The sequence below is a fragment of the Niabella sp. ZPM-14 genome, from assembly GCF_055693045.2.
In genome coordinates this window covers 1,239,821-1,265,420 of sequence record NZ_CM181148.1, presented here as the reverse complement: position 1 = coordinate 1,265,420, position 25,600 = coordinate 1,239,821, and the positions used below count along the sequence as shown (strand labels likewise).

The 25,600-nt window shown below is 46.6% G+C and carries 13 protein-coding genes, 2 tRNA genes and 3 rRNA genes; 10 read left to right on the top strand and 8 right to left on the bottom strand.

What is annotated here, in order from left to right; all coding sequences use genetic code 11:
* Position 1: 1 nt before the first annotated feature.
* Both ruvX and def read left to right on the top strand, forming a co-directional pair.
* Positions 2–409, top strand: coding sequence for a Holliday junction resolvase RuvX (gene ruvX, locus ACU37H_RS05355; RefSeq protein ID WP_472705887.1), 408 nt, complete (start codon positions 2–4; stop codon positions 407–409).
* A 182-nt stretch (positions 410–591) separates the two neighbouring features.
* Positions 592–1,167 (top strand): peptide deformylase, encoded by a 576-nt coding sequence (gene def, locus ACU37H_RS05350; protein ID WP_472705889.1) that lies wholly within the window; start codon positions 592–594, stop codon positions 1,165–1,167.
* On the opposite strand, the gene radC is transcribed toward def, so the two are convergent.
* On the bottom strand, positions 1,168–1,857 hold the full coding sequence (gene radC, locus ACU37H_RS05345; protein WP_472705890.1) for a RadC family protein: 690 nt from the start codon (positions 1,855–1,857) through the stop codon (positions 1,168–1,170). It lies immediately after the preceding gene.
* Between the two features lie 133 nt (positions 1,858–1,990).
* Between radC and ACU37H_RS05340 the strand changes: the two genes are divergently transcribed.
* Positions 1,991–2,959 (top strand): ribose-phosphate diphosphokinase, encoded by a 969-nt coding sequence (locus ACU37H_RS05340; RefSeq protein ID WP_472705892.1) that lies wholly within the window; start codon positions 1,991–1,993, stop codon positions 2,957–2,959.
* Positions 2,960–2,982: 23 nt separating this feature from the next.
* On the top strand, positions 2,983–3,561 hold the full coding sequence (locus tag ACU37H_RS05335) for a 50S ribosomal protein L25 (RefSeq protein WP_472705894.1): 579 nt from the start codon (positions 2,983–2,985) through the stop codon (positions 3,559–3,561).
* A 76-nt stretch (positions 3,562–3,637) separates the two neighbouring features.
* On the opposite strand, the gene ACU37H_RS05330 is transcribed toward ACU37H_RS05335, so the two are convergent.
* Positions 3,638–4,246 carry a 5'-methylthioadenosine/S-adenosylhomocysteine nucleosidase family protein gene (locus tag ACU37H_RS05330; RefSeq protein ID WP_472705896.1) on the bottom strand — a complete coding sequence of 203 codons (609 nt, stop codon included), beginning with the start codon at positions 4,244–4,246 and terminating at the stop codon, positions 3,638–3,640.
* Between the two features lie 896 nt (positions 4,247–5,142).
* Here ACU37H_RS05330 and ACU37H_RS05325 point away from each other — a divergent pair.
* The 6 genes from ACU37H_RS05325 (at position 5,143) to ACU37H_RS05300 (ending at position 13,727) form a co-directional block, all read left to right on the top strand.
* Positions 5,143–6,668 (top strand): 16S ribosomal RNA (locus tag ACU37H_RS05325).
* Positions 6,669–6,842: 174 nt separating this feature from the next.
* Positions 6,843–6,917, top strand: a tRNA-Ile gene (locus ACU37H_RS05320).
* Between the two features lie 78 nt (positions 6,918–6,995).
* Positions 6,996–7,069, top strand: a tRNA-Ala gene (locus ACU37H_RS05315).
* Between the two features lie 334 nt (positions 7,070–7,403).
* Positions 7,404–10,215, top strand: a 23S ribosomal RNA gene (locus ACU37H_RS05310).
* Positions 10,216–10,357: 142 nt separating this feature from the next.
* A 5S ribosomal RNA gene (gene rrf, locus ACU37H_RS05305) occupies positions 10,358–10,469 on the top strand.
* The 16S, 23S and 5S rRNA genes sit together here with 2 tRNA genes alongside, the layout of an rRNA operon.
* 375 nt (positions 10,470–10,844) lie before the next feature.
* Positions 10,845–13,727, top strand: coding sequence for a DUF5723 family protein (locus tag ACU37H_RS05300; protein ID WP_472703321.1), 2,883 nt, complete (start codon positions 10,845–10,847; stop codon positions 13,725–13,727).
* A 2-nt stretch (positions 13,728–13,729) separates the two neighbouring features.
* Here ACU37H_RS05300 and ACU37H_RS05295 read toward each other — a convergent pair whose 3' ends face one another.
* From ACU37H_RS05295 to ACU37H_RS05270, 6 genes are all read right to left on the bottom strand, one after another.
* A complete protein-coding gene (locus ACU37H_RS05295) occupies positions 13,730–15,199 on the bottom strand; it encodes a TolC family protein (RefSeq protein ID WP_472703320.1) in 1,470 nt (489 codons plus the stop codon).
* Positions 15,189–18,353, bottom strand: a complete 3,165-nt coding sequence (locus ACU37H_RS05290; RefSeq protein ID WP_472703319.1) for an efflux RND transporter permease subunit — start codon at positions 18,351–18,353, stop codon at positions 15,189–15,191. The genes ACU37H_RS05295 and ACU37H_RS05290 overlap by 11 nt, the downstream gene beginning before the upstream one ends.
* A gap of 84 nt (positions 18,354–18,437) precedes the next feature.
* Positions 18,438–19,535 carry an efflux RND transporter periplasmic adaptor subunit gene (locus tag ACU37H_RS05285; protein WP_472703318.1) on the bottom strand — a complete coding sequence of 366 codons (1,098 nt, stop codon included), beginning with the start codon at positions 19,533–19,535 and terminating at the stop codon, positions 18,438–18,440.
* 144 nt (positions 19,536–19,679) lie between these two features.
* Positions 19,680–20,021: a hypothetical protein gene (locus ACU37H_RS05280; protein ID WP_472703317.1), complete on the bottom strand. Its 342-nt coding sequence runs from the start codon at positions 20,019–20,021 to the stop codon at positions 19,680–19,682.
* Between the two features lie 268 nt (positions 20,022–20,289).
* On the bottom strand, positions 20,290–21,738 hold the full coding sequence (locus tag ACU37H_RS05275) for a SusD/RagB family nutrient-binding outer membrane lipoprotein (RefSeq protein ID WP_472703316.1): 1,449 nt from the start codon (positions 21,736–21,738) through the stop codon (positions 20,290–20,292).
* A 108-nt stretch (positions 21,739–21,846) separates the two neighbouring features.
* Positions 21,847–25,503: a SusC/RagA family TonB-linked outer membrane protein gene (locus ACU37H_RS05270; RefSeq protein ID WP_472703315.1), complete on the bottom strand. Its 3,657-nt coding sequence runs from the start codon at positions 25,501–25,503 to the stop codon at positions 21,847–21,849.
* Positions 25,504–25,600 lie beyond the last annotated feature (97 nt).

The following is a 25,600-nucleotide window of genomic DNA, read 5'->3' as shown; positions in this document are numbered from 1 at the left end:
CATGGCGAGACTTCTTTGTATTGATTACGGTCTAAAGCGCACAGGCATTGCCGTGACTGATCCTTTTCAGATCATAGCGACGGGCCTTACCACCATCGACTCGAAAACCCTGGTTGCTTTTTTGAAGGATTATTTCCTGAAAGAGCCCGTAGAAAAAATCATCATCGGCTTACCCAAAAACTGGGATGAAAGTGACACGCACGCCACACCGCTGGTGCTTAAAGCCATCAAAGACCTGAAAAAACATTTTCCGGCCATGCCCCTCGAAACGGTGGACGAGCGCTATACTTCCAAAATGGCGAAAGATGCCATGCTTGAAATGGGACTTAAAAAGATGCAGCGCCGCAACAAAGCGCTCGTAGACGAGATCGCCGCCACCATCATGTTGCAGGAGTATCTGAACCGATAGCAGGAGGATGATGTCTGATGTCAGAAGTAGGATGGCTGATGTTTGATTTCTGAGGTAGGATGTATGGTGTCCCCAATCCCGACCAACCCCGGACCTCCGACCCCCGACCCCGGACTTTCCGACCTCTGACTTCCTCCCGACTTCCGTCGTTAATCCCGCCGCAAATAATTATCTTTGCACGCATGATTCTCCCCATTGTAGCATACGGCAACCCCGTTTTAAGAAAAGTAGCAGAAGATGTAGAGCCCGATTATCCCGGCCTCAAAGAATTGATTTCCAATATGTGGGAGACGATGTATGCCAGTAATGGCGTGGGTCTTGCAGCGCCTCAGATCAACCGTCCCATCCGGATTTTCGTGGTGGATTCTGAACAAATTATTGAAAACCTCGAAGACGATGAGCGGGACCTTTACCCCGGCGATAAAGGGGTCAAAAAGGTTTTTATCAATGCCTACGTCAAAGAATTGAACGGAGAACCCTGGTCTTACAATGAAGGCTGTCTCAGTATTCCCAAAGTAAGGGAAGATGTAATGCGTCCTGAATCAGTGACCATCGAATATGAGGATGAAGATTTTAATGTGCATACCGACACTTACAGCGGTATCACCGCCCGCGTCATCCTGCATGAATACGATCATATTGAGGGAAAATTGTTTATAGACCATCTGCCCACGCTCAAAAGAAAACTGCTCAAGCGCAAACTCACCGACATTTCTTCCGGGAAGATCAAGGTGGATTACAAAATGTCTTTTAGCTAATCAAAGCTCACCGGCATCTGCAAAGCTGTAATAGCCGGCATCGCTTACGATCACATGATCCAGCACTTTAATGTCCAGGAAAGCAGCCGCCTGTTTGATCTTCTCGGTAAGCATCGTGTCGGCGTTGCTGGGTTTGACACTGCCTGAGGGATGATTATGGCTCAGGACAAGGCCTACCGCATTTTTTTCTAAGGCTCTTCTGAGAATGACCCGCGGGTCTGCCACCGTTCCCGTAATACCGCCTTCACTTACAATATCGAAGCTGATGACCTTGTTGATCCGGTTCAGGAAAATAACTGCAAACACTTCATGCCGGTAGTCTTTAAGCCGTTCCTTTAAAAAGGCTGCGATATCCTTCGAGGTCAGCAACGCGTTTTTATCCGGGAGGTAGCCCAGTTGGCGCCTTCTGCCGAGTTCCATGGCCGCGGCAATAGTGATCGCCTTCGCCAATCCGATGCCTTTTATCTGCGTGAATTCATTCACACTCACCTTGCCCAGTTCATTCAGATTGTTGTTGCCCAATTTCAGGATTTCTTTCGCCAGGTCCACCGCCGATCGCCGCGGGGTGCCGTTGTGTACGAGGATTGCGAGTAATTCTGAATCGCTAAGGTGTTCGGCGCCAACGGATAACAAACGCTCTCTTGGTCTGTCGTCTTTCGCCCAATGTTTGATGGTGTTAGTCGGTTGCATAGCACAATGTAATAAATCTTACGATCATTTCAGCAACGAGGACGAACTAGTTGTTACGGCGGATCAATAAATTATAAAAATCTATGGCTCAGATAAAATAAAAAAATATCTTCGCCGCTCATTCAAGAAAACAATGCACAAAGCTCAATCCATTCCACACGCTGCTAAAATATTCTCAGGAACAGCATCAAGGGAATTAGCGACAGAAATCTGCACACATTTCGGTTGTGAACCGGGAAATGTAAGTATTCAACGTTTTGCTGATGGCGAAATTTCACCGAATTATCTCGAAAGCGTCCGGGGAGACTATATCTTCTTGATTCAAAGTACTTATTCTCCGGCAGATAATCTGATGGAATTGCTGCTGATGATCGACGCCGCCAAAAGAGCGTCGGCCTATAAAGTAATAGCCGTATTGCCTTATTACGGATACGCGCGCCAGGATCGTAAAGACCGCCCAAGGGTAGCTATCGGGAGCAAGCTGGTAGCCAATATGATCACGGCGGCGGGTGCAGACAGGGTGATTACCATGGACTTACACGCGCCTCAGATACAAGGATATTTTGACATACCGGTGGATCACCTGGACAGCCACGCCGTATTTATCCCTTACATCGAAAACTTACAATTAAAAAACCTTACCTTTGCGGCCCCCGACGTGGGAGCAACCAACAGGATCAGGGAAATAGCCAGCTATTTTAATGCAGAAATGGTTATTTGTGACAAGCACAGGAAGCGTGCAAACGAGATTGGGAGCATGACGTTGATCGGTGATGTGGAAGGCAGGGACGTAGTGATTATAGATGATATATGCGACACAGGAGGCACTTTGGCAAAATGTGCATCGCTGATCAAGGAGAAAGGAGCAAATAGTGTAAGAGCCATGATTACGCATCCCCTTATGAGCGGAAAGGCATACGAAACAATCGAGAACAGTGTAATGGAAGAGCTGGTGGTGTGTAACACCATCCCGCTTAAGAGAGAAAGTGCTAAGATAAAAGTGATTTCGGTAGCCGAGCTTTTTTCAATAGCAATCAAGCATGCTTTCGAGAACAAGAGTATCACAAGCCTGTTTGTACACTCTAACCTGAGGACGAGTTAGTAAATTTTTAAACAACATACAAAATGAACACAATTACAATCGAAGGACAACTGAGGACCGCATTTGGCAAGTCAGCCACCCGCCAGGTTCGCTCTCAGGGACACGTGCCTGCTGTAATTTACGGGGGTGCCAAAGAGGTTAGCTTCAGCGCGCCGGCAGCAGCATTCAGACATCTGGTGTACACACCTAATTTCCAGTTCGCAGAAATTAAAGTGGACGGAGCTACTTACAAATGCATTCTGAAAGACCTTCAGTTTGACAAAGTAACCGATGCGTTGATTCACGTAGATTTATTGGAGTTAGTAGAAGACAAGAAAGTAATCGCTACTATTCCTTTGAAATATACCGGTACTGCAAAAGGTGTAAAAGCCGGTGGTAGGTTTGTTTCCAAGATCAAATCTGTTAAAGTAAAAACATTACCTAAGCATTTAGCTGAAACGATCGAAGTACCGATCGATGAGCTCGAGATCAACGGAAACATCAGGATCGAAGATATTAAAGCTCCTGATATGGAGATCTTAAACTCTCCGCGTATTCCTGTTGCGTCTGTAGTGATGACAAGACAGTTGAAGCAGGAAGAAGCTGCAGCAGCTAAAAAATAATCATCAGGATAAAACTTTAAACAAGCCATCTTCGAAAGAGATGGCTTGTTTGTTTTTGCTCATTAACCAATAGTAATTACTGGTCCTGAAAGATCTTATTCTTGTTCAGTTGTAATAGCGTGCCGTAGGCCATCGCTGCCTGATGCACTTGAATGGTCCAGTCTTCTGCTGCGTTGTCGTCCGCTCCGTCAGAGATATACTTCAGGCATAAAAAAGGAATCTGCTCTTTCATCGCAATCATAGCCAGGGCATAGGCCTCCATATCTACCACATTATAGATCGTAGCGCGATGTCCCATTTCAAAACTATCGCCTGTGCCGCAAATGCCGGTAGGCAATCCTTCCATTTCCAGTCCATAATGAAGAAGGGGAGGGAGGCCAGAAAGCGGTGTTTCATACAGCGCATATCCCAGCCCGCGCACATCCATATCTCTTTGTACAAACTGCGTGCAGCACACCACATCTCCTTTTTGAAAGCAATCGCTTCCGGCAGAGCCCAGGTTGACGATCAGCCGCGGACGCTTTAGGTGAATCGCTTTTGTCAGTTCATAAGCCGCATTCACTTTACCGATCCCGGTGATCACCGTATGGTAACCTTCAAAAACTTCGGCTGCTTCCGATTGAAGCGCCAGGCTAAATAAAGTGTCCTCAACGGGGAAAGCGTGTTCCTTATTAATTCTTATCATGAAGCGTATTCGTTTTTAGTGCGCAAAGATGGTATAAGTGCCCGACAAAACCTTGACCTGACAAGGCTTTGAGCCCTTAGCAATCGAACTCGGACAGGGAATTGAAAAGAAAATGAGTTTTTTTAAAAATAAATCAGGTAAAAGTTTTGCGGTTTGAAATATAGTTCTATATTTGCACCCCGTTAGCGACGAAGCGGCGGTAAGTTCTCTGAAAAAGAAGTAATTAAAGAGGTGAGGTTCAATAAATAATGATGGTTATTTCAGGTGATCATCCGCTTATTTGCCGGCTTGCAGCGTTGCTGTTCTTTTTGAAAAAAAAGAAAAAAAGTTTTGGTTAGTTTTGAAAAAAACGTTGTATCTTTGCCGTCCGATTTTAGAGATCGGCAGTTCTTGTAAAGGTGTTGAAGCGGTAAAATTTTTCGAAAAAAGTTTTGAAAAAATTTGGCAGATTCAAAAATAAGTTTACCTTTGCAATCCCAATCGAAAAACGACATCAACTTAGGGTCGTTTAAGTTCTTCAAAAGTTACATAAGGTGATCGAAGCGTGAAGAGGCGCTGAAGTGGTTGAGAGCCGCTGGTATCAATAGATTCTGGGTGGTGATAGTTTTCTGTGTGCCTTAAAAGTGGCGTAGTTCTTTAGATACTTTGATAATGACATAAAGGTCTGATGGTTCGTAACCATGTTATCAGCAAATACTTTGTTCTTCCCCTTTTTTGTAGAGGGTTTAGAGTAAGGTAAAGTTCTTTGAAAGTTTGGAAGCAATAGCACAATCAATTTCTACTTGAAAAAGTAGGACACGAAAGGTAAGTCAAAAAGCAAATAACATTTGGATTTTTTGACACGTTTAATTTTCTCTTTAGAGTAAATACAACAAGTCAGTAAATCAAACTCATTTACAACGGAGAGTTTGATCCTGGCTCAGGATGAACGCTAGCGGCAGGCTTAATACATGCAAGTCGAGGGGTAACATGGTCTTCGGACTGATGACGACCGGCAAACGGGTGCGGAACACGTACACAACCTTCCTTTTAGTGGGGGATAGCCCAGGGAAACTTGGATTAATACCCCGTAACATGTTGATGAGGCATCTTATTAATATTATAGTGGCAACACGCTAGAAGACGGGTGTGCGTATGATTAGGTAGTTGGCGGAGTAACGGCCCACCAAGCCTACGATCATTAACTGGTGTGAGAGCACGACCAGTCACACGGGCACTGAGACACGGGCCCGACTCCTACGGGAGGCAGCAGTAAGGAATATTGGTCAATGGAGGAAACTCTGAACCAGCCATGCCGCGTGGAGGATGAAGGTCCTCTGGATTGTAAACTTCTTTTATATGGGACGAAAAAAGGGAATTCTTTCTCGACTGACGGTACCATATGAATAAGCACCGGCTAACTCCGTGCCAGCAGCCGCGGTAATACGGAGGGTGCAAGCGTTATCCGGATTCACTGGGTTTAAAGGGAGCGTAGGTGGGTTGCCAAGTCCGTGGTGAAATCTCCGAGCTTAACTCGGAAACTGCCGTGGATACTGGTAGTCTTGAATATTGTGGAGGTTAGCGGAATATGTCATGTAGCGGTGAAATGCTTAGATATGACATAGAACACCAATTGCGAAGGCAGCTGGCTACACATATATTGACACTGAGGCTCGAAAGCGTGGGGATCAAACAGGATTAGATACCCTGGTAGTCCACGCCCTAAACTATGGATACTCGACATACGCGATACACTGTGTGTGTCTGAGCGAAAGCATTAAGTATCCCACCTGGGAAGTACGACCGCAAGGTTGAAACTCAAAGGAATTGGCGGGGGTCCGCACAAGCGGTGGAGCATGTGGTTTAATTCGATGATACGCGAGGAACCTTACCTGGGCTAGAATGCGAGTGCCGAACCATGAAAGTGGTTTTTCTAGCAATAGACACAAAGCAAGGTGCTGCATGGCTGTCGTCAGCTCGTGCCGTGAGGTGTTGGGTTAAGTCCCGCAACGAGCGCAACCCCCATCACTAGTTGCCATCAGGTAACGCTGGGAACTCTAGTGAAACTGCCGTCGTAAGACGTGAGGAAGGAGGGGATGATGTCAAGTCATCATGGCCTTTATGCCCAGGGCTACACACGTGCTACAATGGGGAGGACAAAGAGTCGCAACATAGTGATATGAAGCTAATCTCAAAAACCTTCTCTCAGTTCAGATCGCAGTCTGCAACTCGACTGCGTGAAGCTGGAATCGCTAGTAATCGTATATCAGCAATGATACGGTGAATACGTTCCCGGACCTTGCACACACCGCCCGTCAAGCCATGAAAGCCGGGTGTACCTAAAGTCGGTAACCGCAAGGAGCTGCCTAGGGTAAAACTGGTAATTGGGGCTAAGTCGTAACAAGGTAGCCGTATCGGAAGGTGCGGCTGGAATACCTCCTTTTTAGAGCAAGCACTTACCGGTGCTATTGTTTCCTTTTCTTTCAATCTTATTATTGTCGATGGATGATGGTCAATGGACCATGGACAAAGACAAGGAAGTTCTTTATATAATTAAAACAAGCCCGAGGGTTTACGGAGGCGCGATCTCAAAGCCCCATTAGGGGTTTGGGTAAACAGATCCGTAGCTCAGCCTGGTTAGAGCACTACACTGATAATGTAGGGGTCACCAGTTCAAATCTGGTCGGGTCTACTGAAGTTGACGGTTGACAGCGGATAGTTGGCAGTAAGATTCTGTCATCTGTCATCTACCAACTACCAACTCTCGTATGGGGGGTTAGCTCAGTTGGCTAGAGCATCTGCCTTGCACGCAGAGGGTCATCGGTTCGACTCCGATATCCTCCACTTTACAAAGTTGACGGTTGACGGTAAAGAGTTGACAGGTTAACGGGTTGAAAAGTTCTTTAAATATGATAATGGCATTAAGGCCTGCTGGTTCGTAACCAAATTATCAACTAAAATCAACATTCCCCTTTAGGGGATGGGGATTAAAAGTTCTTTGACATATTGGAAAAAAATATTGTTAGGAGAGTACCTAACAAGTTTATCGATCATAATTGTAGAAATCACCATTTTTTTGGTTGGTCTGAAGCAATGTGGTCGGGTAACAACTACAACAAACTAAAAATAAAGTCCAGCAGCGATGCTGGCCTCATATTAATTAAGTTTTATAAACTTTTTTAAAGCAATTAAGGGCGTATGGTGGATGCCTTGGGTCTGAGAGGCGATGAAGGACGTGGTAAGCTGCGAAAAGCCAGGGGGAACTGCACACGAGTATTACATCCCTGGATCTCCGAATGGGACAACCTAATATACTGAAGGTATATTATCCCGGACTTGTTCCGGGAAGCCAACCCGCTGAACTGAAACATCTAAGTAGGCGGAGGAAAAGAAAATAAGTCAATGATTCCCTAAGTAGTGGCGAGCGAACGGGGAAGAGCCTAAACCACAGCGGCGTGCTGCTGTGGGGTTGTAGGACCGCATTTAGAAACTGTCATCAAGCTGAATTTTTTGGAAAATTAAGCCATAGAGCGTGAAAGCCGCGTAAGCGTAAATTGACAGGGACGAGCGGTATCCTGAGTAGGGCGGGACCGGAGGAATCCTGCTTGAATCTGCCAGCACCATCTGGTAAGGCTAAATACTCCTCAGACACCGATAGTGAACCAGTACCGTAAGGGAAAGGTGAAAAGCACCCTAAATAAGGGAGTGAAATAGTACCTGAAACCGTACGCCTACAAGCGGTCGGAGCAGCATTTATGTTGTGACGGCGTGCCTTTTGCATAATGAGCCTACGAGTTACTCCTCACTGGCGAGGTTAAGTTAAGACTAACGGAGCCGTAGCGAAAGCGAGTCCCAACAGGGCGCTTAGTCAGTGGGGGTAGACGCGAAACTTTGTGATCTATCCATGGGCAGGTTGAAGGTGTGGTAACACACACTGGAGGACCGAACCCGTTGACGTTGAAAAGTCTTGGGATGACCTGTGGATAGGGGTGAAAGGCCAATCAAACTGAGAGATAGCTCGTTCTCCCCGAAATGTTTTTAGGAACAGCCTCGGTTTATAAAGTCTGTTAGAGGTAGAGCTACTGATTGGGCTAGGGGGCTTCACCGCCTACCAAACCCTGACAAACTCCGAATGCTAACAGATGTTTACCGGGAGTGAGGCTGCGGGCGCTAAGGTCCGTGGCCGAGAGGGAAATAACCCAGAATAGCAGCTAAGGTCCCCAATGCATAGTTAAGTTAATCAAACGATGTAGAGCTTCTATAACAGCCAGGATGTTTGCTTGGAAGCAGCAATTCATTTAAAGAGTGCGTAACAGCTCACTGGTCGAGAGGCTCTGCGCGGAAAATAATCGGGTATTAAACTATGAACCGAAGCTCTATGATTGCCACTAGGTGGTATATCGGTAGGGGAGCATTCTGACTGCGTCGAAGGTGTACGGTGACGTATGCTGGAGCGGTTAGAAAAGAAAATGTAGGCATAAGTAACGATAAATAAGGTGAAAAACCTTATCGCCGAAAGTCTAAGGGTTCCTGATCAACGTTAATCGGATCAGGGTTAGCCCGGTCCTTAGTCAAACCCGAAGGGGGTAGACGATGGAAAGCAGGTTAATATTCCTGCGCCCACTATGCATTAAAAGTGACGGAGAATGCTAGCACCATAAGCTGACGGATTAGCTGAGTGGATCCTTCGGGTGAAGCGCAGGTGTGAAAGTTCTTCCAAGAAAAGCGAGCATAGCGGCCGGTACCGCAAACCGACACAGGTAGACGGGATGAGTATTCTAAGGCGCTCGGGTGAGCCGTGGAGAAGGAACTAGGCAAATTGACGCTGTAACTTCGGGATAAAGCGTACCATCTTCGGATGGTCTCAGTAAAATGGTTCAACCAACTGTTTAACAAAAACATAGGGCCCTGCAAAATCGAAAGATGACGTATAGAGCCTGATACCTGCCCGGTGCTGGAAGGTTAAGGAAGGGTGTTCGACGCAAGTCAAAGCTCCTGACTGAAGCCCCAGTAAACGGCGGCCGTAACTATAACGGTCCTAAGGTAGCGAAATTCCTTGTCGGGTAAGTTCCGACCTGCACGAATGGTCTAATGAGTTGAACGCTGTCTCCTCCACGAGCCCGGTGAAATTGTAGTATCGGTGAAGATGCCGGTTACCCGCCACGGGACGGAAAGACCCCGTGAACCTTCACTACAACTTTGCATTGATTTTGAATTACGGATGTGTAGAATAGTTGGGACGCTATGAAGCGGTGGCGCCAGCCATTGTGGAGCGGTCGTTGAAATACCAACCTTCTTTGATTTAGAATCTAATCCACTTAAAGTGGAAACAGTGCATGGTGGGTAGTTTGACTGGGGTGGTCGCCTCCTAAAGAGTAACGGAGGCTTGCAAAGGTTCCCTCAGTACGGTTGGTAATCGTACGAAGAGCGCATTAGTAAAAGGGAGCTTGACTGTGAGGCAAACAGGCCGAGCAGGGACGAAAGTCGGCTAAAGTGATCCGGCGGTTCTGTATGGAAGGGCCGTCGCTCAAAGGATAAAAGGTACTCCGGGGATAACAGGCTGATCTCCCCCAAGAGCTCATATCGACGGGGAGGTTTGGCACCTCGATGTCGGTTCGTCACATCCTGGGGCTGGAGAAGGTCCCAAGGGTTCGGCTGTTCGCCGATTAAAGTGGCACGTGAACTGGGTTCAGAACGTCGCAAGACAGTTCGGTCCCTATCTGTGGTGGGCGTTAGTAAATTGAGAGAACATGACCTTAGTACGAGAGGACCGGGTCGTACGTACCGCTGGTGTATCAGTTGTGCCGCCAGGTGCAATGCTGAGTAGCTAAGTACGGACAGGATAAACGCTGAAAGCATCTAAGCGTGAAACCTATCTCAAGATGAGTTTACTTTTAAGGGCCGTAAGAGACTATTACGTTGATAGGCTACAGGTGTAAAGGTGGTAACATCAAAGCCGAGTAGTACTAATTGCCCGTACGCTTTAATTTTATTATGTTAGGTACTCTTCTAATTTTTTAGTTTTTCCAATATGTTAATCTTATTTTAGTTGACAGGTTTAGAAGTTGAAATGGTAACAAGGAAATATTGCTTATCAACTTATAAACATATAAACTTATCAACTCAAGATTTTATGGTGGTTATACCAAGGGTGTTCACCTCTTCCCATACCGAACAGAGAAGTTAAGCCCCTTAAGGCCGATGGTACTGCACCACAATGCGGGAGAGTAGGTAGCTGCCATTCTTATTTTTAAATGCCCTTCAGTTTTTCGATACGTTCGAAAGCACTGGAGGGTTTTTTTATCTTACTAACTAACTACTTAAAGGAAAATTGATCATAGATTTTGCTATATCAATTTTTTTTCGTATATTAACAAAATAGCTAACAAATTCATACACCTGATTAAACACCCGGGTGTTTTCAAATATTCCCCTCTAAATGAACAGTTAGAACAGTTGACGACTCAATTGTATTAGCTAATGTATCTGATGAACAGCGATACCTTGGTATTACTGTGCATCTACTAATGCGACCGGCGCATTTTGTCATTCCTCTTTACCAGAGCCGGAATGAAGATGTTCCGATCGGTAATAACCAGATCATTAAAAAAGTGAATTTATGAGGAAATATGTATTACTATCGACTGTCTTTATGAGCTGCTCCCTGATCGGGCAAAGCCAGGACTTATTAGGCTTAGGTACAGGTAATTATGCCGGAGTTACGGGAATGACCCTTAATCCAGCAAGTATCGTGGACAGCCGTTTAAAGTTCGATCTCAATCTTATCGGTGTGAGCAATTATTACTCCAACAACTACCTGGCAGTTAAGAGAGATGCTTTGATCAAAGGTTCGTTCTTCAAAGATAAATATAAAGATTGGTCACTTGTACGTCGTGATTTACTACACGAAACTAAATTAAGTGCCAATGAAAAGGTAAATATACGCTTGAATAACCGCGTGATGGCTCCACTGTCATTTATGTTGACGACAGGTAAAAAATCAGCCATCGCATTAAATATCGCCAACAGAACAGGTGTGACCGTTAACAACCTGAACCAAGACTTCGCACGTCTCGCTTACAGAAGGTTTGATGATGCGGCTTTTTATGGCCGGACTATGGATCTGAGCGGGATCGATATGAATGTGCTAAATTGGTTAGATGTCGGATTCACCTACGGACGCGTTTTATTAGATCAGGATGAACACTTCGTTAAGGCAGCCTTCACCGCCAAATATATTGGTGGCGTGGCTTCCGGCTACTTTCAGGCGGACGAACTGTCTCTAAGCTTCTCGGATAAAAACACTGTCAACGCAAGCACTCCTTATGCACGGTATGGCCATGGTGAAAAGCTCGGTTTTGATATGTTCAAATCCGCGTCTTTGCGGTCACTGCGGCCGGAAGCCGAAGGGTTTGGTTGGAATGCAGGTATCGTATACGAATACCGCGGGAAAATAGACCGTTTCAAGTACCTGAACCCCGAGTCTGAAGAAAGACTGCGCAGGGATAAAAACAAATATACCTTTAAAGTCGGCTTCTCGATCATGGATGCCGGTAAGCTTACTTTCAAGAAAAGTGAGTACAATAACGACTTCTCCGCGAATATTGCTGACTGGAATCTGAAACAATACCGCATCAGAGATATTAACGACGTTGATACCATGCTATCACGCAGAGTGATGTATGAGGCCAGCGGTAACAATTCTTACACAGTGTCTTTACCGACGGCCTACAGCGCGCAGTTCGACCTTCATTTAGTAAAAGGGTTCTACCTGCATGCGATGACTTATCAGCCATTTAAATTATTGGAATCAGATCGTAAGATGCATGTAGAGGCTTCTTATGCTGTTACACCAAGATTTGAGTCCCGCGTATTGGGTTTATATTTCCCGGTGTCCTACAATAAATTTGATAAATGGAATATCGGCGCTACCATGCGTTTAGGACCCATCTATTTTGGTTCGTCCAATCTGGGATCGTTGGTATTCAATGACAAGACAAGAACTGCTGATATCCATGCAGGTCTTAGAATTCCTATTACTTATGGAAGTCCTTCGCGATTGGCTAAGACATTTAGTCGTGCAACCCGCTCGCAGGATCAGGATATCTACAACCCCGCTGCTGAAAGAACCAATGTGCTGCTTGCTGAAAATAACAGGAGATACGAAAGGTATGAAGCGCGGATGGATTCTGCTATTATCAAAAAAGAGCTGGAAGTAAAAGCACTTGAAGCGCGCTTACTGCAACTGGAGAAACAAAAAGTATTAGATTCGATCAGGCTGGCAAACCACCAGGGACAGATCGCTCCGGTAAGCATCACTATTAATAATTACACCGGATCGGGCAACCCATCTGTTAAGATCGACACGATCCGTTCCGTAAACAGAATTTCTACCCTTCCACGCACTTTGGTAAAAACTGATTCTGTTGTGGTAGATCCACGCGAGGCTCAGTTGAAAAAACAGGCGCAAAGAGATACGCTGTTGAAAAGACTCGCAGAAAAAGAATTGCAGCTGCAAGAGCTGAAGAAAAAGATGGAAATAGAAGATTCTTCAGCAACTCAAGAAGCTGTTCCGGAAGCGCGGGTAACTGAGAAAAAGCGATCCTTTTTCGGATTGTTTAAGAAAAGAGAGGATGATCCCGATGCGGCAGAAACCAATAATTTTTACACAAGAAAAGAGGCTGCATCATCGCAGCCTCTTGCGCGTTCATCACAAAACCGCGAATTGTATCAACAACAGATCGGTGACCTTGAAGAAGAGATCAGCGACCTTAAAAAATCGCTTATTACTTATGGCGCCATTTCCAGTGTAGGTGTTGCCGGAACCAACGCGCTGGTGTCGAAAGGGCAAGCTAAAAAACTGGAAAAGGAAATCGACGCACTCAGAGAGGAATTAGCTCAATATAACAATGGAACAGGGAGCCCGGATAGCAGCCGTTTCCTGAACGCGGAAATCGCACGCTTGAAAAAAGAGTTAGCTGCTCAGGATCCCTCTTTTGTTTATGATGCAAACGACATTCATGGTCTTGAGGCTGAGATTGCCCGGTTAAAAGCTGAGCTGGCATTAGCAGAAGACCAGGAGTCGGTTTCCGTGGTTCAGACCAAAAACCTGGAAACGGCCGGCTCTGATCGTGCAGTGATCGACAATCTTTTATCGATGCAACTGGAAAAGGTAATGTTCAGGTTGGGCGAAGTGAAAGTGCAACCCTTCTATCATAATACATTACAATTTGTAGCAAGAAACCTGAATAGCTACCCTTCACTGGGTTTGCAGATCGATGGATATACAGACAACACCGGCAGTGTTTCGACTAACAGAAGACTGTCTCTCCAGCGCGCTAACGCTGTAAAAAATTACCTGCTGGGGCAGCAGGTAAACGCCGGCCAGCTCTATGTAAATAACTATGGGGAGAAAGAACCTGTGGCCAGCAACAGCACTTCTCAGGGCCAGATGCTCAACAGACGTGTGGAGTTGAAATTTGTTCAGAACGTTTCTAACTAAAGCTAACCTTTCGCGTCAGGAAATGCATTGGTAGTGCCACCTCCCAAAGCTTTGTACAACTGGATCAGCACATTCACATGATTTCGCTCGGTTTTGATGAGATCCATTTGAGCGTTGATCTTGCTTTTCTGTGCGGCGATGATCTCCAGGTAGCTTGCGTAGGCTGTGACATACAGATCCTGCGATACGTGGAGTCCTTTGTCCAGGGCGGTTACTTCTTTCCTTTTTTCGTTCAGGATCTTCTGGTTATTAGCGATGTAGCTCAATAATGTTTTTACCTCCTGGAAGGCTTCGTTCACGGTCTTCTGATAATTTAAGAAAGCGATCTCCTGCTCGGCGGTCGCTATTTTAAAGCTCGCTTTTAACTGGCGTTTCTGAAAAACGGGTGCCGTCAGGTTGCCCAGCAATTGGTAGGCGATAGAAGTAGGACTCACTATTTTGGCGGCATTGAAAGTGCTTAAGCCTGTGTACGCGCCGATAGACACGGAAGGAAAGAAGGCCGCCCTTGCCGCTTGCGCATCGGCATGACTTGCGATCAATTCATGAAAAGCAGAACGGATATCCGGCCTGAATTCCAGCAACTGGCGAGGGTTGCCATGTCGCGCCAGGTAGTTGATGGATTTGGTATTGATACTGCTGCTGCGTTTGATAGTGCCTTCATATTCGCCGGTTAGTTCCAACAGCTTATTTTCCGTAGCAACAATTTCCTGCTCGATGCTATACAGCGAAGCTTTCGTGTTCGACAACTGGGCGTTGAACTGCAGCACGGCCAGCTCTGTCGCCCGTCCTACTTCCTTTTGAATCTTTACTACCTCCAGCGCTTTTTCCTGCAAGGCGATATTCCGTTCCAGTATCTCCACCTCACGGTCAAGCATGATCAGCTCGTAATATAAGGTGGCCGTATGAGTCACCAGCGCTGCGTTGAGCAGGTCTTTACCTTGCTGGGTAGCCAGGAAACGCTCCATGGCAGCGGATTTCATATTCTTCAGTTTACCCCAGAGATCTATTTCCCAGGAAGCGCTCAGCCCGAGCCAATAATCTGGCGTGATAAACGTGGGCACCTGCTGGCTATTGTCGATATTGTCAGAAAGGTTTGTATCAAAATTGCCTACTCCTTCCATCGTATGTTTGCCGTAATGCGTACCAGAGGCGCGAAGTCCTGCGGTGACAGAAGGGAGTAATGCTGCTTGTCTTGCTTCGAGATATGCGGTGGCAATTTTTATTTTTTCCGTTGCAATCTTATTATCCAGGTTGTTGGCCAGCACCTTTGATATCAGATCGGTGAGCTGCTGATCGCTGAAGAAATCCTTAAAATTGAGCCTGGCCACATTATTGGAATCAATGGGAAGTTTATCTTCATACGCTTCAGGTAATGGCTTTACCGTTTTCACGGCCGTCACCTTCGGCGCGTTACATGCCACTGTTAGTAAAGAAATGGCAATACCTGGCAGAATTAGTTGTCTATTTCTCATGCTCTGTTTTTTGAGATTCAGATAAGGATTGTTCAATAGCCACGACCGTCTTCTTTTTTCTTTCAGATAGCCGGGCAAATAATACATACAGGCCCGGGATGATCAGCAAACCAAAGATGGTTCCGATCAGCATGCCACCTGCAGCTGCCACACCGATGGACTGGTTTCCATTAGCGCCCGCTCCTGAAGCGAGGCACAAAGGAATCAGCCCGGCAATAAAGGCAAAGGACGTCATCAAGATGGGGCGCAACCTTTGCGCGGCGCCTTCCACTGCGGCCTCTAGGATAGGGTGTCCTTCTTTCCTGCGTTGGATGGCAAACTCAACGATCAGGATGGCATTCTTCCCGAGCAAACCGATCAGCATTACCAAGGCCACCTGCGCATAGATATTGTTATCCAACCCGGCTATCTTTAGGAAGATGAAGGAGCCGAAAATACCCGCAGGCAAACTCAGGATCACCGGTAAGGGAAGTAAAAAGCTTTCATATTGAGCCGCCAGAAGCAGGTACACAAACAACAGGCATAAGGCAAATATGTAAACGGCCTGGTTGCCCGAAAGGATCTCTTCGCGCGTCATTCCGCTCCAGTCATAGTCGTATCCTCGCGGAAGCTGTTCCGCCGCTACCTTTTCCACTGCTTTGATCGCGTCGCTGCTGCTGTAGCCTGGCGCCGCTTCGCCATTGATCATGGCGGAAGTAAACATGTTGTAACGTGTCAGTTGCTCGGGGCCATATAACTTTTCCAGCCTTATAAAAGAAGAGAAAGGTACCATCTCTCCGTTACTGTTTTTAACATACTGATTGAGCACATCGCGCGGCTCGGCCCGGTACTGCGGACTGGCCTGTACCATCACTTTATACATTTGATTGAAGCGAATAAAGTTCGTGGCATAATAACTACCCATCAAGGTTTGCAACGTATTCATGGCATTCTCTACCGTCACGTTTTTCTTAGCGGCCATGTCATAGTCTACATGGATGAGGTATTGCGGGAAAGAAGCATCGAAGCTGGTAAAGGTATTCGTCACCTCCTGCGTGTTATTGATCGCTGCAACGAAATCTTTAGTGATGTCTGATGTCTCCGTGATATTGCCCGCGCCTTTGTTCAGCAACCTCAATTCAAATCCACTGGTATTGCCAAACCCCGGAACAGTAGGAGGGTCAAACACTTCGACCTTGGCATCGGTCAGGCCTGCGGTACGCTTTTCAATTTCTTTGATGACCGCAGCCGCACTTCTTTCCCGGTCGTCCCATGACTTCAGGTTGATCATTCCCATGCCGTAAGAGGCACCCGCAATTTCGTTCGTCAGGCTGTATCCCGCGAGGGTTGTGACGCTTTCAATCTCGGGAATGTCTTTAGTTGATGCTGTTAGATTGTCAAGGATCTTCTCGGTACGTTCAACTGTGGCGCCCTGCGGTGTGGTGACATTTACGTAGATCATACCCTGGTCTTCAGTAGGAATAAAGCCGCCGGGCAATACAGATCCTGCGCCCCAGGTAAGCACAAAGAATACCGCCAGCATCGTTAACGTGATGGCGCTCTTGCCCGCTAAGCGGTTCAGTAATGAACGATAACGAACAGTGGTTTTGTCAAAGCCCCTGTTAAAGGAGTTGAAGAATTTACCCAACAGACCTTTCTTTTTTGCGGGTGTATGCTTGAGCATAATCGCACAAAGGGCAGGTGTCAGGGTGAGTGCATTAATACCGGAGATCACAATGGAGAATGCCAGAGTCAGTGAGAACTGGCGGTAAAACACACCCACCGGACCACTTAAAAAGGCCACAGGAACAAACACGGCAGACATAACCAGCGTGATGGCGATAATGGCACCGGTGATCTCTTTCATCGCCGCAATGGTAGCTTCCATTGGGGGCAGGTGTTCTTCCACCATTTTTACATGGACCGCTTCGACGACTACGATCGCATTATCGACCACAATGCCGATCGCTAATACCAATGCAAATAAAGTGAGCAGGTTGATGGAGAAGTCGAGCATAGACATGCAAGCCAGCGTTCCCACCAGTGCGACAGGTACTGCCAACACGGGAATCAGCGTCGATCGCCAGTCCTGGAGGAAGATGAAGACCACAATACCCACGAGCAGGAAGGCTTCCACCAACGTTTTTAATACCGCGCTGATCGAAGCATCCAGGAAGCGGGACACATCATATGCATAACTGTAGTCCATGCCGGGAGGGAAGGTCGAGCTTTTCAATTCTTCCATTTTAACCTTGATATTGTCGATCACTTCACTCGCATTGGATCCCGGTCGTTGTTTGATCATGATCGAGGCGGCGGGTTTCCCGTCACTCTTCGATACCATGCTGTAACTCATCGCCCCGAATTCTACTTCGGCAATATCTTTCAGTTTCAGGATCGACCCATCACTATTAGAGCGGATGGCAACATCTTCATACTCTTTGGGCTCAGAAAATTTTCCCGTATAACGCAGAACGTATTGCAGGTCACTCTTGATCTTGCCTGAACTTTCTCCCGTTTTTCCCGGTGCTGCAGAAACGTTCTGACTCCGCAATGCGGCAATCACTTCATCTGTCGAAACATTGTAGGCCAGCAGCTTTTCAGGATTCAGCCACACGCGCATCGCATAGTCTTTCGCGCCCATGATCTCAGCGCGTCCTACGCCATCAATCCGCTTCAGTTCTTTCAGTACGTTGATGTCGGTGAAATTGAAGATAAAGTCTTCGTCGGAATTTTTATCATCGCTGGTGATGTTGAGATACATCAACATGCTGTTCACTTCCTTCTCTGTCGTTACACCGGCCTTGATCACTTCTTCAGGTAACTCGTCTAACACAGTAGTGACGCGGTTTTGCACGTTTACAGCAGCCACGTCGGGATCAGTGCCCACCTTAAAATAAACCGTGATCATGGTAACGCCATCATTACCGGTTACTGTCGACATATAGGTCATGCCGGGTACACCGTTGATCGCCCGCTCCAGCGGAAGCGCCACGGCGTTAACAGATACTTCGGCATTGGCACCCGTGTAGCGCGCCGTTACTGCTACCGAGGGCGGCACAATATCAGGAAACTGGGTGATCGGGAGGGTAAAGAGCGCCAGCAGGCCGATAAGTGTGATGATGATGGAGATGACTAATGATAATACGGGTCTTCTTATAAAAGTTTCAACCATGGTTTTTCTTTCTCAGATAAAAATAAAGAGGCTACACTCCGGCCAGGTAGATGCCGGCCCGGAATCAATTTATAAAGGGATGGATTAAACAGATCGGGGTATGATCTTCTGACCTTCCTTTACCGTTTGGATACCTTCGTAAATAATCTTGTCTTTGGGTTGTAACCCATCGATCACTACATAGTAGTCGGCAAGGCGTTGGGAGATCCGGATACTTTTCATCCGCACAATGTTGTCTTTATCCACTATAAAAACATAGTTCTTATCCTGGATCTCAAAAACGGTTTTTTGGGGCAGTAAGATGGCATTTTTTAACGGGCGTGTGATCAGGAGTTTGCCTGAAGCGCCGTGTCGCAGCCGGTTTTGCGGGTTGATAAAGCGTGCTTTAAATGCAATGCTTCCTGTATTGTTATCGATCTCGCTTTCCGCAGATTCCAGTTGGCCGGAGTAAGGATACTTTGAGCCATCGGCCAGCACCAGGTTGATCGCCTGGATATTTTCACGGTTATCATGGCCGTTCTGTATCTGGAAAAATTCATTTTCGGAAATATTGAAATAGGCATAGACCGTGCTGATATCAGAGAGGGTGGTCAGGAAAGAACTGGTGGTGATCAGGCTTCCTTCTTTCAAAGGAATACGGTCTACAATGCCATCAAATGGCGCAGTGACGCGGGTATAAGCAATGCGTTGTTCCACTGCTTTCTTGTCTGCCAGCGCCACATCGGCCTTTGCCATCAGCGCTTTGTATTTGGCGCTTACCAGGTCTAGCTCAGTTTTAGAGATGATGCCTTTTTCTACCAGTGTTTTCACGCGTTCTACCTCTACCTGAGCCACGCGGGCATCAGCTACCGCACTCTTGTAAGCGGCATTGGTTTTATTCAGTTCAATTCTTAACTCGCTGTCGTTAATCTTAAACAGCAGTTGGCCTTTCTTCACTTGTTGTCCTTCATGGATATAGATCTTGCTCAGTATACCGTCAATGCGTGAATGGATCTCAACGTTTCTGCCGGCCTGTATGTCCGCCACATAGGGAATGCTTAATGTTGTATCGCGTTTCTTCACAGAGATGATCGGGTAGGCTTTGTCCTGGTCACCACTTAGTTTTTCCTGTGACATACTCTTGCAGCCCGCCAATAGCACAATACCGGCAGCTAAAGAAAATAACATCTTTTGTTTAGTCATGATTGAAGTTTAAGAAAAGGAAAGTCAGGTCGGATTAGGGCAATCCGGTGTCATTTGAAAATAAGAAAACAGGGGAGAGGCCTTTATGTAACAGATAGTTGCATGCCTCAGGAGATTCATTCAGAATAGCGGGTGGATAGCAGCTCAATAAATATAGTAGAGATGCAGATGGCCAAAGCCGGGAGTTTGTTTGGGGCTTGCGGAAATATAAGAAGGCAGCACATGGCGCTTATCGGTAATAGCTACGCCTGCTATGCTGTAGAACGCAGTACATTTTTTTCCTGCGGCCGTTTTTGAAGATAAGTTCCGGTATTTGATCAGGATCACGTCATCAAACGCGACTTCCTGGTGATCATTCTTATTAGGTGACTGGTGATTTTTGTCGGTCGACTTGACCGCGCGATGGTCGCTCACGATATCAATCGTTTCGAACGAGCTACCAAAGAGTAAAGTAAGAAGAAGTAAAATTTGTACGAGTCGATTCATAATGTTTGTTACAACACTTGTAAGTCGGCGAATACTATGTTTTGATCTGCGCAGTAACATCAATGAAAACCAGACCAGGCCCCTCGTTTGTTGCTGTTGCAGGATGCGTTAGAAAAATGTAAATATAGAACAAACATTTTTTAAAAATGTTGAACAGACGGTTAATTTTTTTACATGTTCTATTCAGAACGATAAATGACGTGTCATAAAAATGCCCGGCTTTAATGAATCGGCCGGGCATTTTTTTTATTTATACAATGAAACATGACTAAGGTTGCCACCAAAGCTTCGTGCTTTTTTTATCACCTCCGATAGCTTGTGCTGCCGCGTCTTTGTTGCTGCTATTGGTATTCGTTTCTGCTACCGGATAAGTTAGGCGCGTAGGCAGGAACGATACATTAGGATCGAGTGAGCCGGCAACAGGTGCTATAAACAGTTCACTGCCGTCAGGTTTCTTAAAGCTCAACCTGATTCTTTCAAACCAGGCCTGAAGGCCTTGCATATACATAGCAATCCACTTCTGTGTGCCGATCACATTCTTCCAGTCACCGCTGTTGTAAGGTACTGATGCTATATAAGCAGAAGCGGTCGAATCGGGCACTCTCCAAAAACTCATACTTTCCCTGATCCCTTGTTCATAAAAGGTTGCTGCATCACCACCCACAGACATGCCTCTTTCCGTTGCTTCAGCTAAAAGAAAGTTCATCTCGGATGCAGTCATTAAGATACCCGGGAAGTCTGCTCCATACACTCGAGTTCCGGGAATAGAATATTTCTGCGCATCGCTGGCTGTTTGCGTACCCGCACCGTAAGGTTTGCCTACAATGCTGTCCGAAGCCTGCGCGGGCCGGGCATATATGGCCAGGCGCGGATCGTCAACAGATCTGAGGTAGTTGACCAATGTTTCACTCACTACAAATTCTGTCAATGCGCGGGCTACATCATTATAAGGATATTGATTGGGTGCCTGGCTGGTGTAAGGAAACAATGCCTGATCCGCAGAGGATGTAATAACACCATTTGCTACTGCAGTCTGGATGGCCGCTTTGGCTTCTTCAGGCTTTTCGTCGCTCATGCGCATCGCAATGCGAACGATCAGCGAGTTAGCCAGCTTTTTCCATTTAAGAGGATCGCCGTTATAGATGGCCTCTCCGGAAGAGTAAGTGCCGCCCGCAGAATCCAGTGTGCTCTGGTATTCATTGAGTCGCTTGATGAGGTCGGTGTAAATCGTGCTGGCATCATCATACGTCGGAGTCGGCTGTTCATCATTCAACGCTTGTGTGTAAGGAATGTTGCCATAAGCATCGGCCAAAGTATGGAACAACCATACCTGCAGAATCCCCGAGATAGCGTTCTGATTCGGCACCAGGTCGGGCAATGCCGCATTCTCATTAATTCTTTCAATCTCTTTCAGATCTTTTAAAGAACGGTTGTAAAGCGACCATAAAGTAGAATTACTCCCTTCGTCCAAAAAGAAACGGCTGTTCTCTTCTTTATCAGTGGCGGACCAATATTGAGCCCAATGCATGCCGACTCTGTTGTTCACAATAGAATTGTACAAAATATCCATCGCGCTTTTTTCTGCCGACAAGATCAGTTGATCGGGCGAAGCGGTGGAGGGCAGGATCGGGTTGGTATTCAGTTCATCAAACTTATTGCAAGAGCATATAGTTAATGATACCAGCGGGATCAGTAGTTTATTCAATGATAATTTCATTCGTAAATATTTTATGTTTTCAGTGGTCGAAAAAACATCGCATTTTTATTTCCTTGAGTGAGAAAATTTCATGCTCTGTTTCATTTTAAATCTCTTTTCAGATGTGCATTAAAAGCCGATGCTGAGGTTGATCCCCATCGATCGGATGGAAGGCAGAGCACCTCCCTCAAGGCCCTGGATGTTACCTGTACCATTCGTGATGTTGGAAGGATCGAGGTTGGGTGCGTTCGATTTGATCAACCACAAATTACGACCATACAGAGACAGGGTGATATTATCGGCGCTGATCCGCTCTGCCCATTTTTGAGGAAGCGAATAACCCAGCGTTACTTCTCTTAAATAAATATAGCTGGCGTCATATACATTGGCCGCATTAATATTTCTTCCAAAATTGTTTTTGAAATGGTCGATAGCGGGAATGGTTTTGCTGTAGGGCGTTCCATCTGCTAATACACCCGACACAGTTACTCCATCTTCGCGAATATTGCCTTCTGCTGTTTCCGCTAATAATCCGGAATAGAGCCCATACATATTGGTATAAGAGAAGAACTTGCCTCCTTTGCTGAAATCTACCAGGGCGCTCAAAGCAATACCTTTGTAGTTGAAGGTATTGGATATACCGCCTACGTAATCGGGATAAACATTACCCAGCGACACCACATTAGGCGTTTTCACATAGTGGCCCAACGTATCGATTACCCGCTGTCCGTTCAGATAAGTATAATCGTATCCGACCAGTGTACCCAGAGATTGACCCGGTCTCGCCACAACAGACACCTGGTTAAGGCGTCGCTCAGTACCGATCGTGATCTGATCCACCACGTTTTCTCCGTTCTGTGCCAGGTCAAGCACTTTGTTGGTGTTCTTGGAGAAGTTTACTGCAATGTTCCAGGTAAAGGATTCGCTTCTTACCGGTGTTCCCTCCAGGCGCAGCTCTATACCTTTGTTACTAACGCTTCCGGCGTTGATGAGGTATTGGCCATAGCCAGATGTAGGGGAAACGTTCACAGGGATGATCTGGTTCTTAGTGACGCGGTCGTAGTAAGTGAAGTCAACACCCACGCGGTTGTCAATGAATCTGGCTTCGATACCTACTTCTTTTTCTGTTGTTTTTTCAGGCAAAAGATTCAGATTGCGTTTCAGGTCATCCACGGTCAGGTAAGGGGTGCCGTTAAACAATTGTGGGGCACTGTAGGTCTGGAAAATATTGTAAGGATCTGTGTCGTTACCCACTTGTGCAATACCTGCTCTCACTTTACCGAAGCTCAGCCATTTAGCATCTTTAAGCCAGTCGGAAAAAATGATCGATGTTGAGGCTGAAGGATAGAAGTAAGAGTTGTTGGCAGAATAGAGCGCGGAAGACCAGTCGTTCCTTCCGGATAACTCCAGGAAGATGCTGTTGTTGTAACCGAACGTTGCTGTTCCAAACAATGAATTGATCTGCTTGCGCGGAAACGCTTCGGTGATCAGCGGCGGAGCAGAGATGTTATTCAAAGTATAAACACCCGGCGTGATCAGGCCGGCACCGGCAGGAGTGGCACCTGTGAAAAGGCGGGTCTGCTGCTTCATGATGTTGCCTCCCAAAGTGGCGCCGATATTGAATTTCTCTCCCAAATCTTTCCTGACATTCGTAGTGAACATGTAGTTGATCTCACGGAAATCAATAGTGTTCTTTGTGTAGCTTCCTGCAAAATAATCTTTAGCAGAGCGCTCTTCCTGTAGCGCTGTATAGCTGTCCATGAACGCTTGTGCGGTAAACGATAACCAGTCCAAAGGTTTGTACTCTAACCCCACATTACCAAACAGCCTGTTGCGGTCATCATTCTGGTATTCCATGTAACGTGTCCAGTAAGGGTTATTGGCAAACAGGGGTGTGGGGTTATCAAAAGATGTTCTGTTCCAGCTGATCTGGCTGCCATCTGCATATTGATAATCTTTCATGCGCTCCATGTCCCACTGGCGTTGACCATATTCGCTGAACAGATTCATCATATTCTGACCGGTGAATCCGGTGCCGGGCCGTCCCATCGCTTTTGTGTACGAGTATCGAACTGCGGCGGATGCCGTCAGGTTATCAGTGATTTTATAATTCCCGTTAACGCCAATATTCGTTCGCGACAATTTGGAGTTGGGCAACACAAAGCGCTGGCGGGTATCAGCGAGTCCAATCCGGAAGGCGCCTTTATCATTGTTGCCTCCAATGCTTAAGCTATTCGTAACAGTCACGCCGGTTTGAAAGAAGTCCCGGATGTTATTCGGTTGAGGAGACCAGGGCGCTGTCTGTCCGAAGTAAGGGTTGTCTTTGTCTTTATCGAAAGACCAGTAGTGTCGTACGGGTGTGCCGTCCATTCTCGGGCCCCATGATTCGTCAACACCAAACTCCGGCATCAGATCGTAACCGCCTAAAGCTGGATCGCTGAAAGTAGGGGAGCTGCTGTTCAGGAACTGCTCGGGGTTTTGATTGTAAAACAACGTATCAAAGGTCGGCCTGGAACCACCGCCATATTTATTCTGATAATCCGGAAGAATATATACTTTATCGGTCTGCACATTCAGGCTGTAGTTGACGCCCAGGTTCTTTTTAGAACCGTTTGTCTTCTTAGTAGTGATCAACACCACACCATTCGCGCCGCGGCTTCCGTAGAGAGCAGTAGCGGCCGCACCTTTCAGTACAGAGATCTGGTCAATGTCGTCAGGGTTGATATCCTGGATGGGACTTCCATAGTCAAATCCACCGCCACCGATTTGCTGGGTGTAGCTGTTGGTATTAGGATTGGAAAAAGGAATACCGTCTACTACGAACATCGCATTATTGTTACCCAAAATGGATTTAGGCCCGCGGATCGTTACCTTGCTGGAACCGCCCATAGAACCGCTGTTGGTGGAGATCTGCACACCCGCTACGCGGCCGGCCAGATTGTTGACGAAGTTGACTTCTTTTGCCGTCTGTATCTCGCTCCCTTTTACTTCAGCCACTGCATAACCAACGGACCGGCTTTTCTTAGATATACCGAGTGCCGTTACGGTTACTTCTTCCAGTTGTTCCGGTGAGGTTTGCTGAAGCTGGACAGTTAATACCTGCGCGGAATCCGCGAGAATAATCTCCCTCGCGGCTGTGCCGACGCTCGACACCCGGACCCGTGCATTTTTTATGAATGGAATTGCGAAGCTACCGTCTGCCCCTGCGGTATAGAGTTTTCCATCGGGGTATTCAAGGCTGGCAGAAGGAACCGGTTCGCCGGCACTGTTGACCACTTTGCCTTTTACCAGGACGGTGTCGCCGGCGGGCGTTGTTTGTACAGGCCCCGTTGCGGTACTGTCGGTGCCGGCCGCAGCCACGGCTGCTGCTGTGGCGCTATCCGTACCGGTAGATTGTTTCTTTGCCGTGTCGACAACGGTTTGGGCTTGGCCGCTGATCGTGTCTTTCAGGCTGTTGCCCATTTTCCAGGCGCCTACTTCAATTTCGCTGTTGTCTTTTACATTGATCAGGATGCTATCGGCCGAAGGTGCAACGAAAGAGAGGTTGAGGTTCAGTACTTTGTTGGTGATGAGGATAGAGTCTCCCTTGTTGGCGTTCAAAGCAAAAATACCATCGGCGTTGGTTTTTGCGGAATCAGGAGCTCCCGGTTTGTGAAGGTAGGTATCGGTGAGGCCAATACCGGTTTTGCCAACAACTTTTCCGTTAATGGTTTGGGCTTGTACAGTGTTTGAAATGGCAATAAATGCCATGGCAATGAGTACAAGCGTTTTGAGCTTGCATGTCATGATTTGTTGAGGTAGGGTTAAAGATTTTTATATATTCCCGGTAACATAACAATAACTTAGCCAAAGCACAGGAGAGGCTTTAGTAAATCGTTAAAAA

Bases quoted from the DNA above. Each gene is read 5' to 3' on its own strand.
- ACU37H_RS05275 (WP_472703316.1), bottom strand. From the start codon at position 21,738: ATGAAATTATCATTGAATAAACTACTGATCCCGCTGGTATCATTAACT.
- ACU37H_RS05270 (WP_472703315.1), bottom strand. From the start codon at position 25,503: ATGACATGCAAGCTCAAAACGCTTGTACTCATTGCCATGGCATTTATT.
- ACU37H_RS05340 (WP_472705892.1), top strand. From the start codon at position 1,991: ATGCACAAAGCTCAATCCATTCCACACGCTGCTAAAATATTCTCAGGA.
- ACU37H_RS05290 (WP_472703319.1), bottom strand. From the start codon at position 18,353: ATGGTTGAAACTTTTATAAGAAGACCCGTATTATCATTAGTCATCTCC.
- ACU37H_RS05330 (WP_472705896.1), bottom strand. From the start codon at position 4,246: ATGATAAGAATTAATAAGGAACACGCTTTCCCCGTTGAGGACACTTTA.
- ruvX (WP_472705887.1), top strand. From the start codon at position 2: ATGGCGAGACTTCTTTGTATTGATTACGGTCTAAAGCGCACAGGCATT.
- ACU37H_RS05280 (WP_472703317.1), bottom strand. From the start codon at position 20,021: ATGAATCGACTCGTACAAATTTTACTTCTTCTTACTTTACTCTTTGGT.
- ACU37H_RS05335 (WP_472705894.1), top strand. From the start codon at position 2,983: ATGAACACAATTACAATCGAAGGACAACTGAGGACCGCATTTGGCAAG.
- def (WP_472705889.1), top strand. From the start codon at position 592: ATGATTCTCCCCATTGTAGCATACGGCAACCCCGTTTTAAGAAAAGTA.
- ACU37H_RS05300 (WP_472703321.1), top strand. From the start codon at position 10,845: ATGAGGAAATATGTATTACTATCGACTGTCTTTATGAGCTGCTCCCTG.
- ACU37H_RS05285 (WP_472703318.1), bottom strand. From the start codon at position 19,535: ATGACTAAACAAAAGATGTTATTTTCTTTAGCTGCCGGTATTGTGCTA.
- ACU37H_RS05295 (WP_472703320.1), bottom strand. From the start codon at position 15,199: ATGAGAAATAGACAACTAATTCTGCCAGGTATTGCCATTTCTTTACTA.
- radC (WP_472705890.1), bottom strand. From the start codon at position 1,857: ATGCAACCGACTAACACCATCAAACATTGGGCGAAAGACGACAGACCA.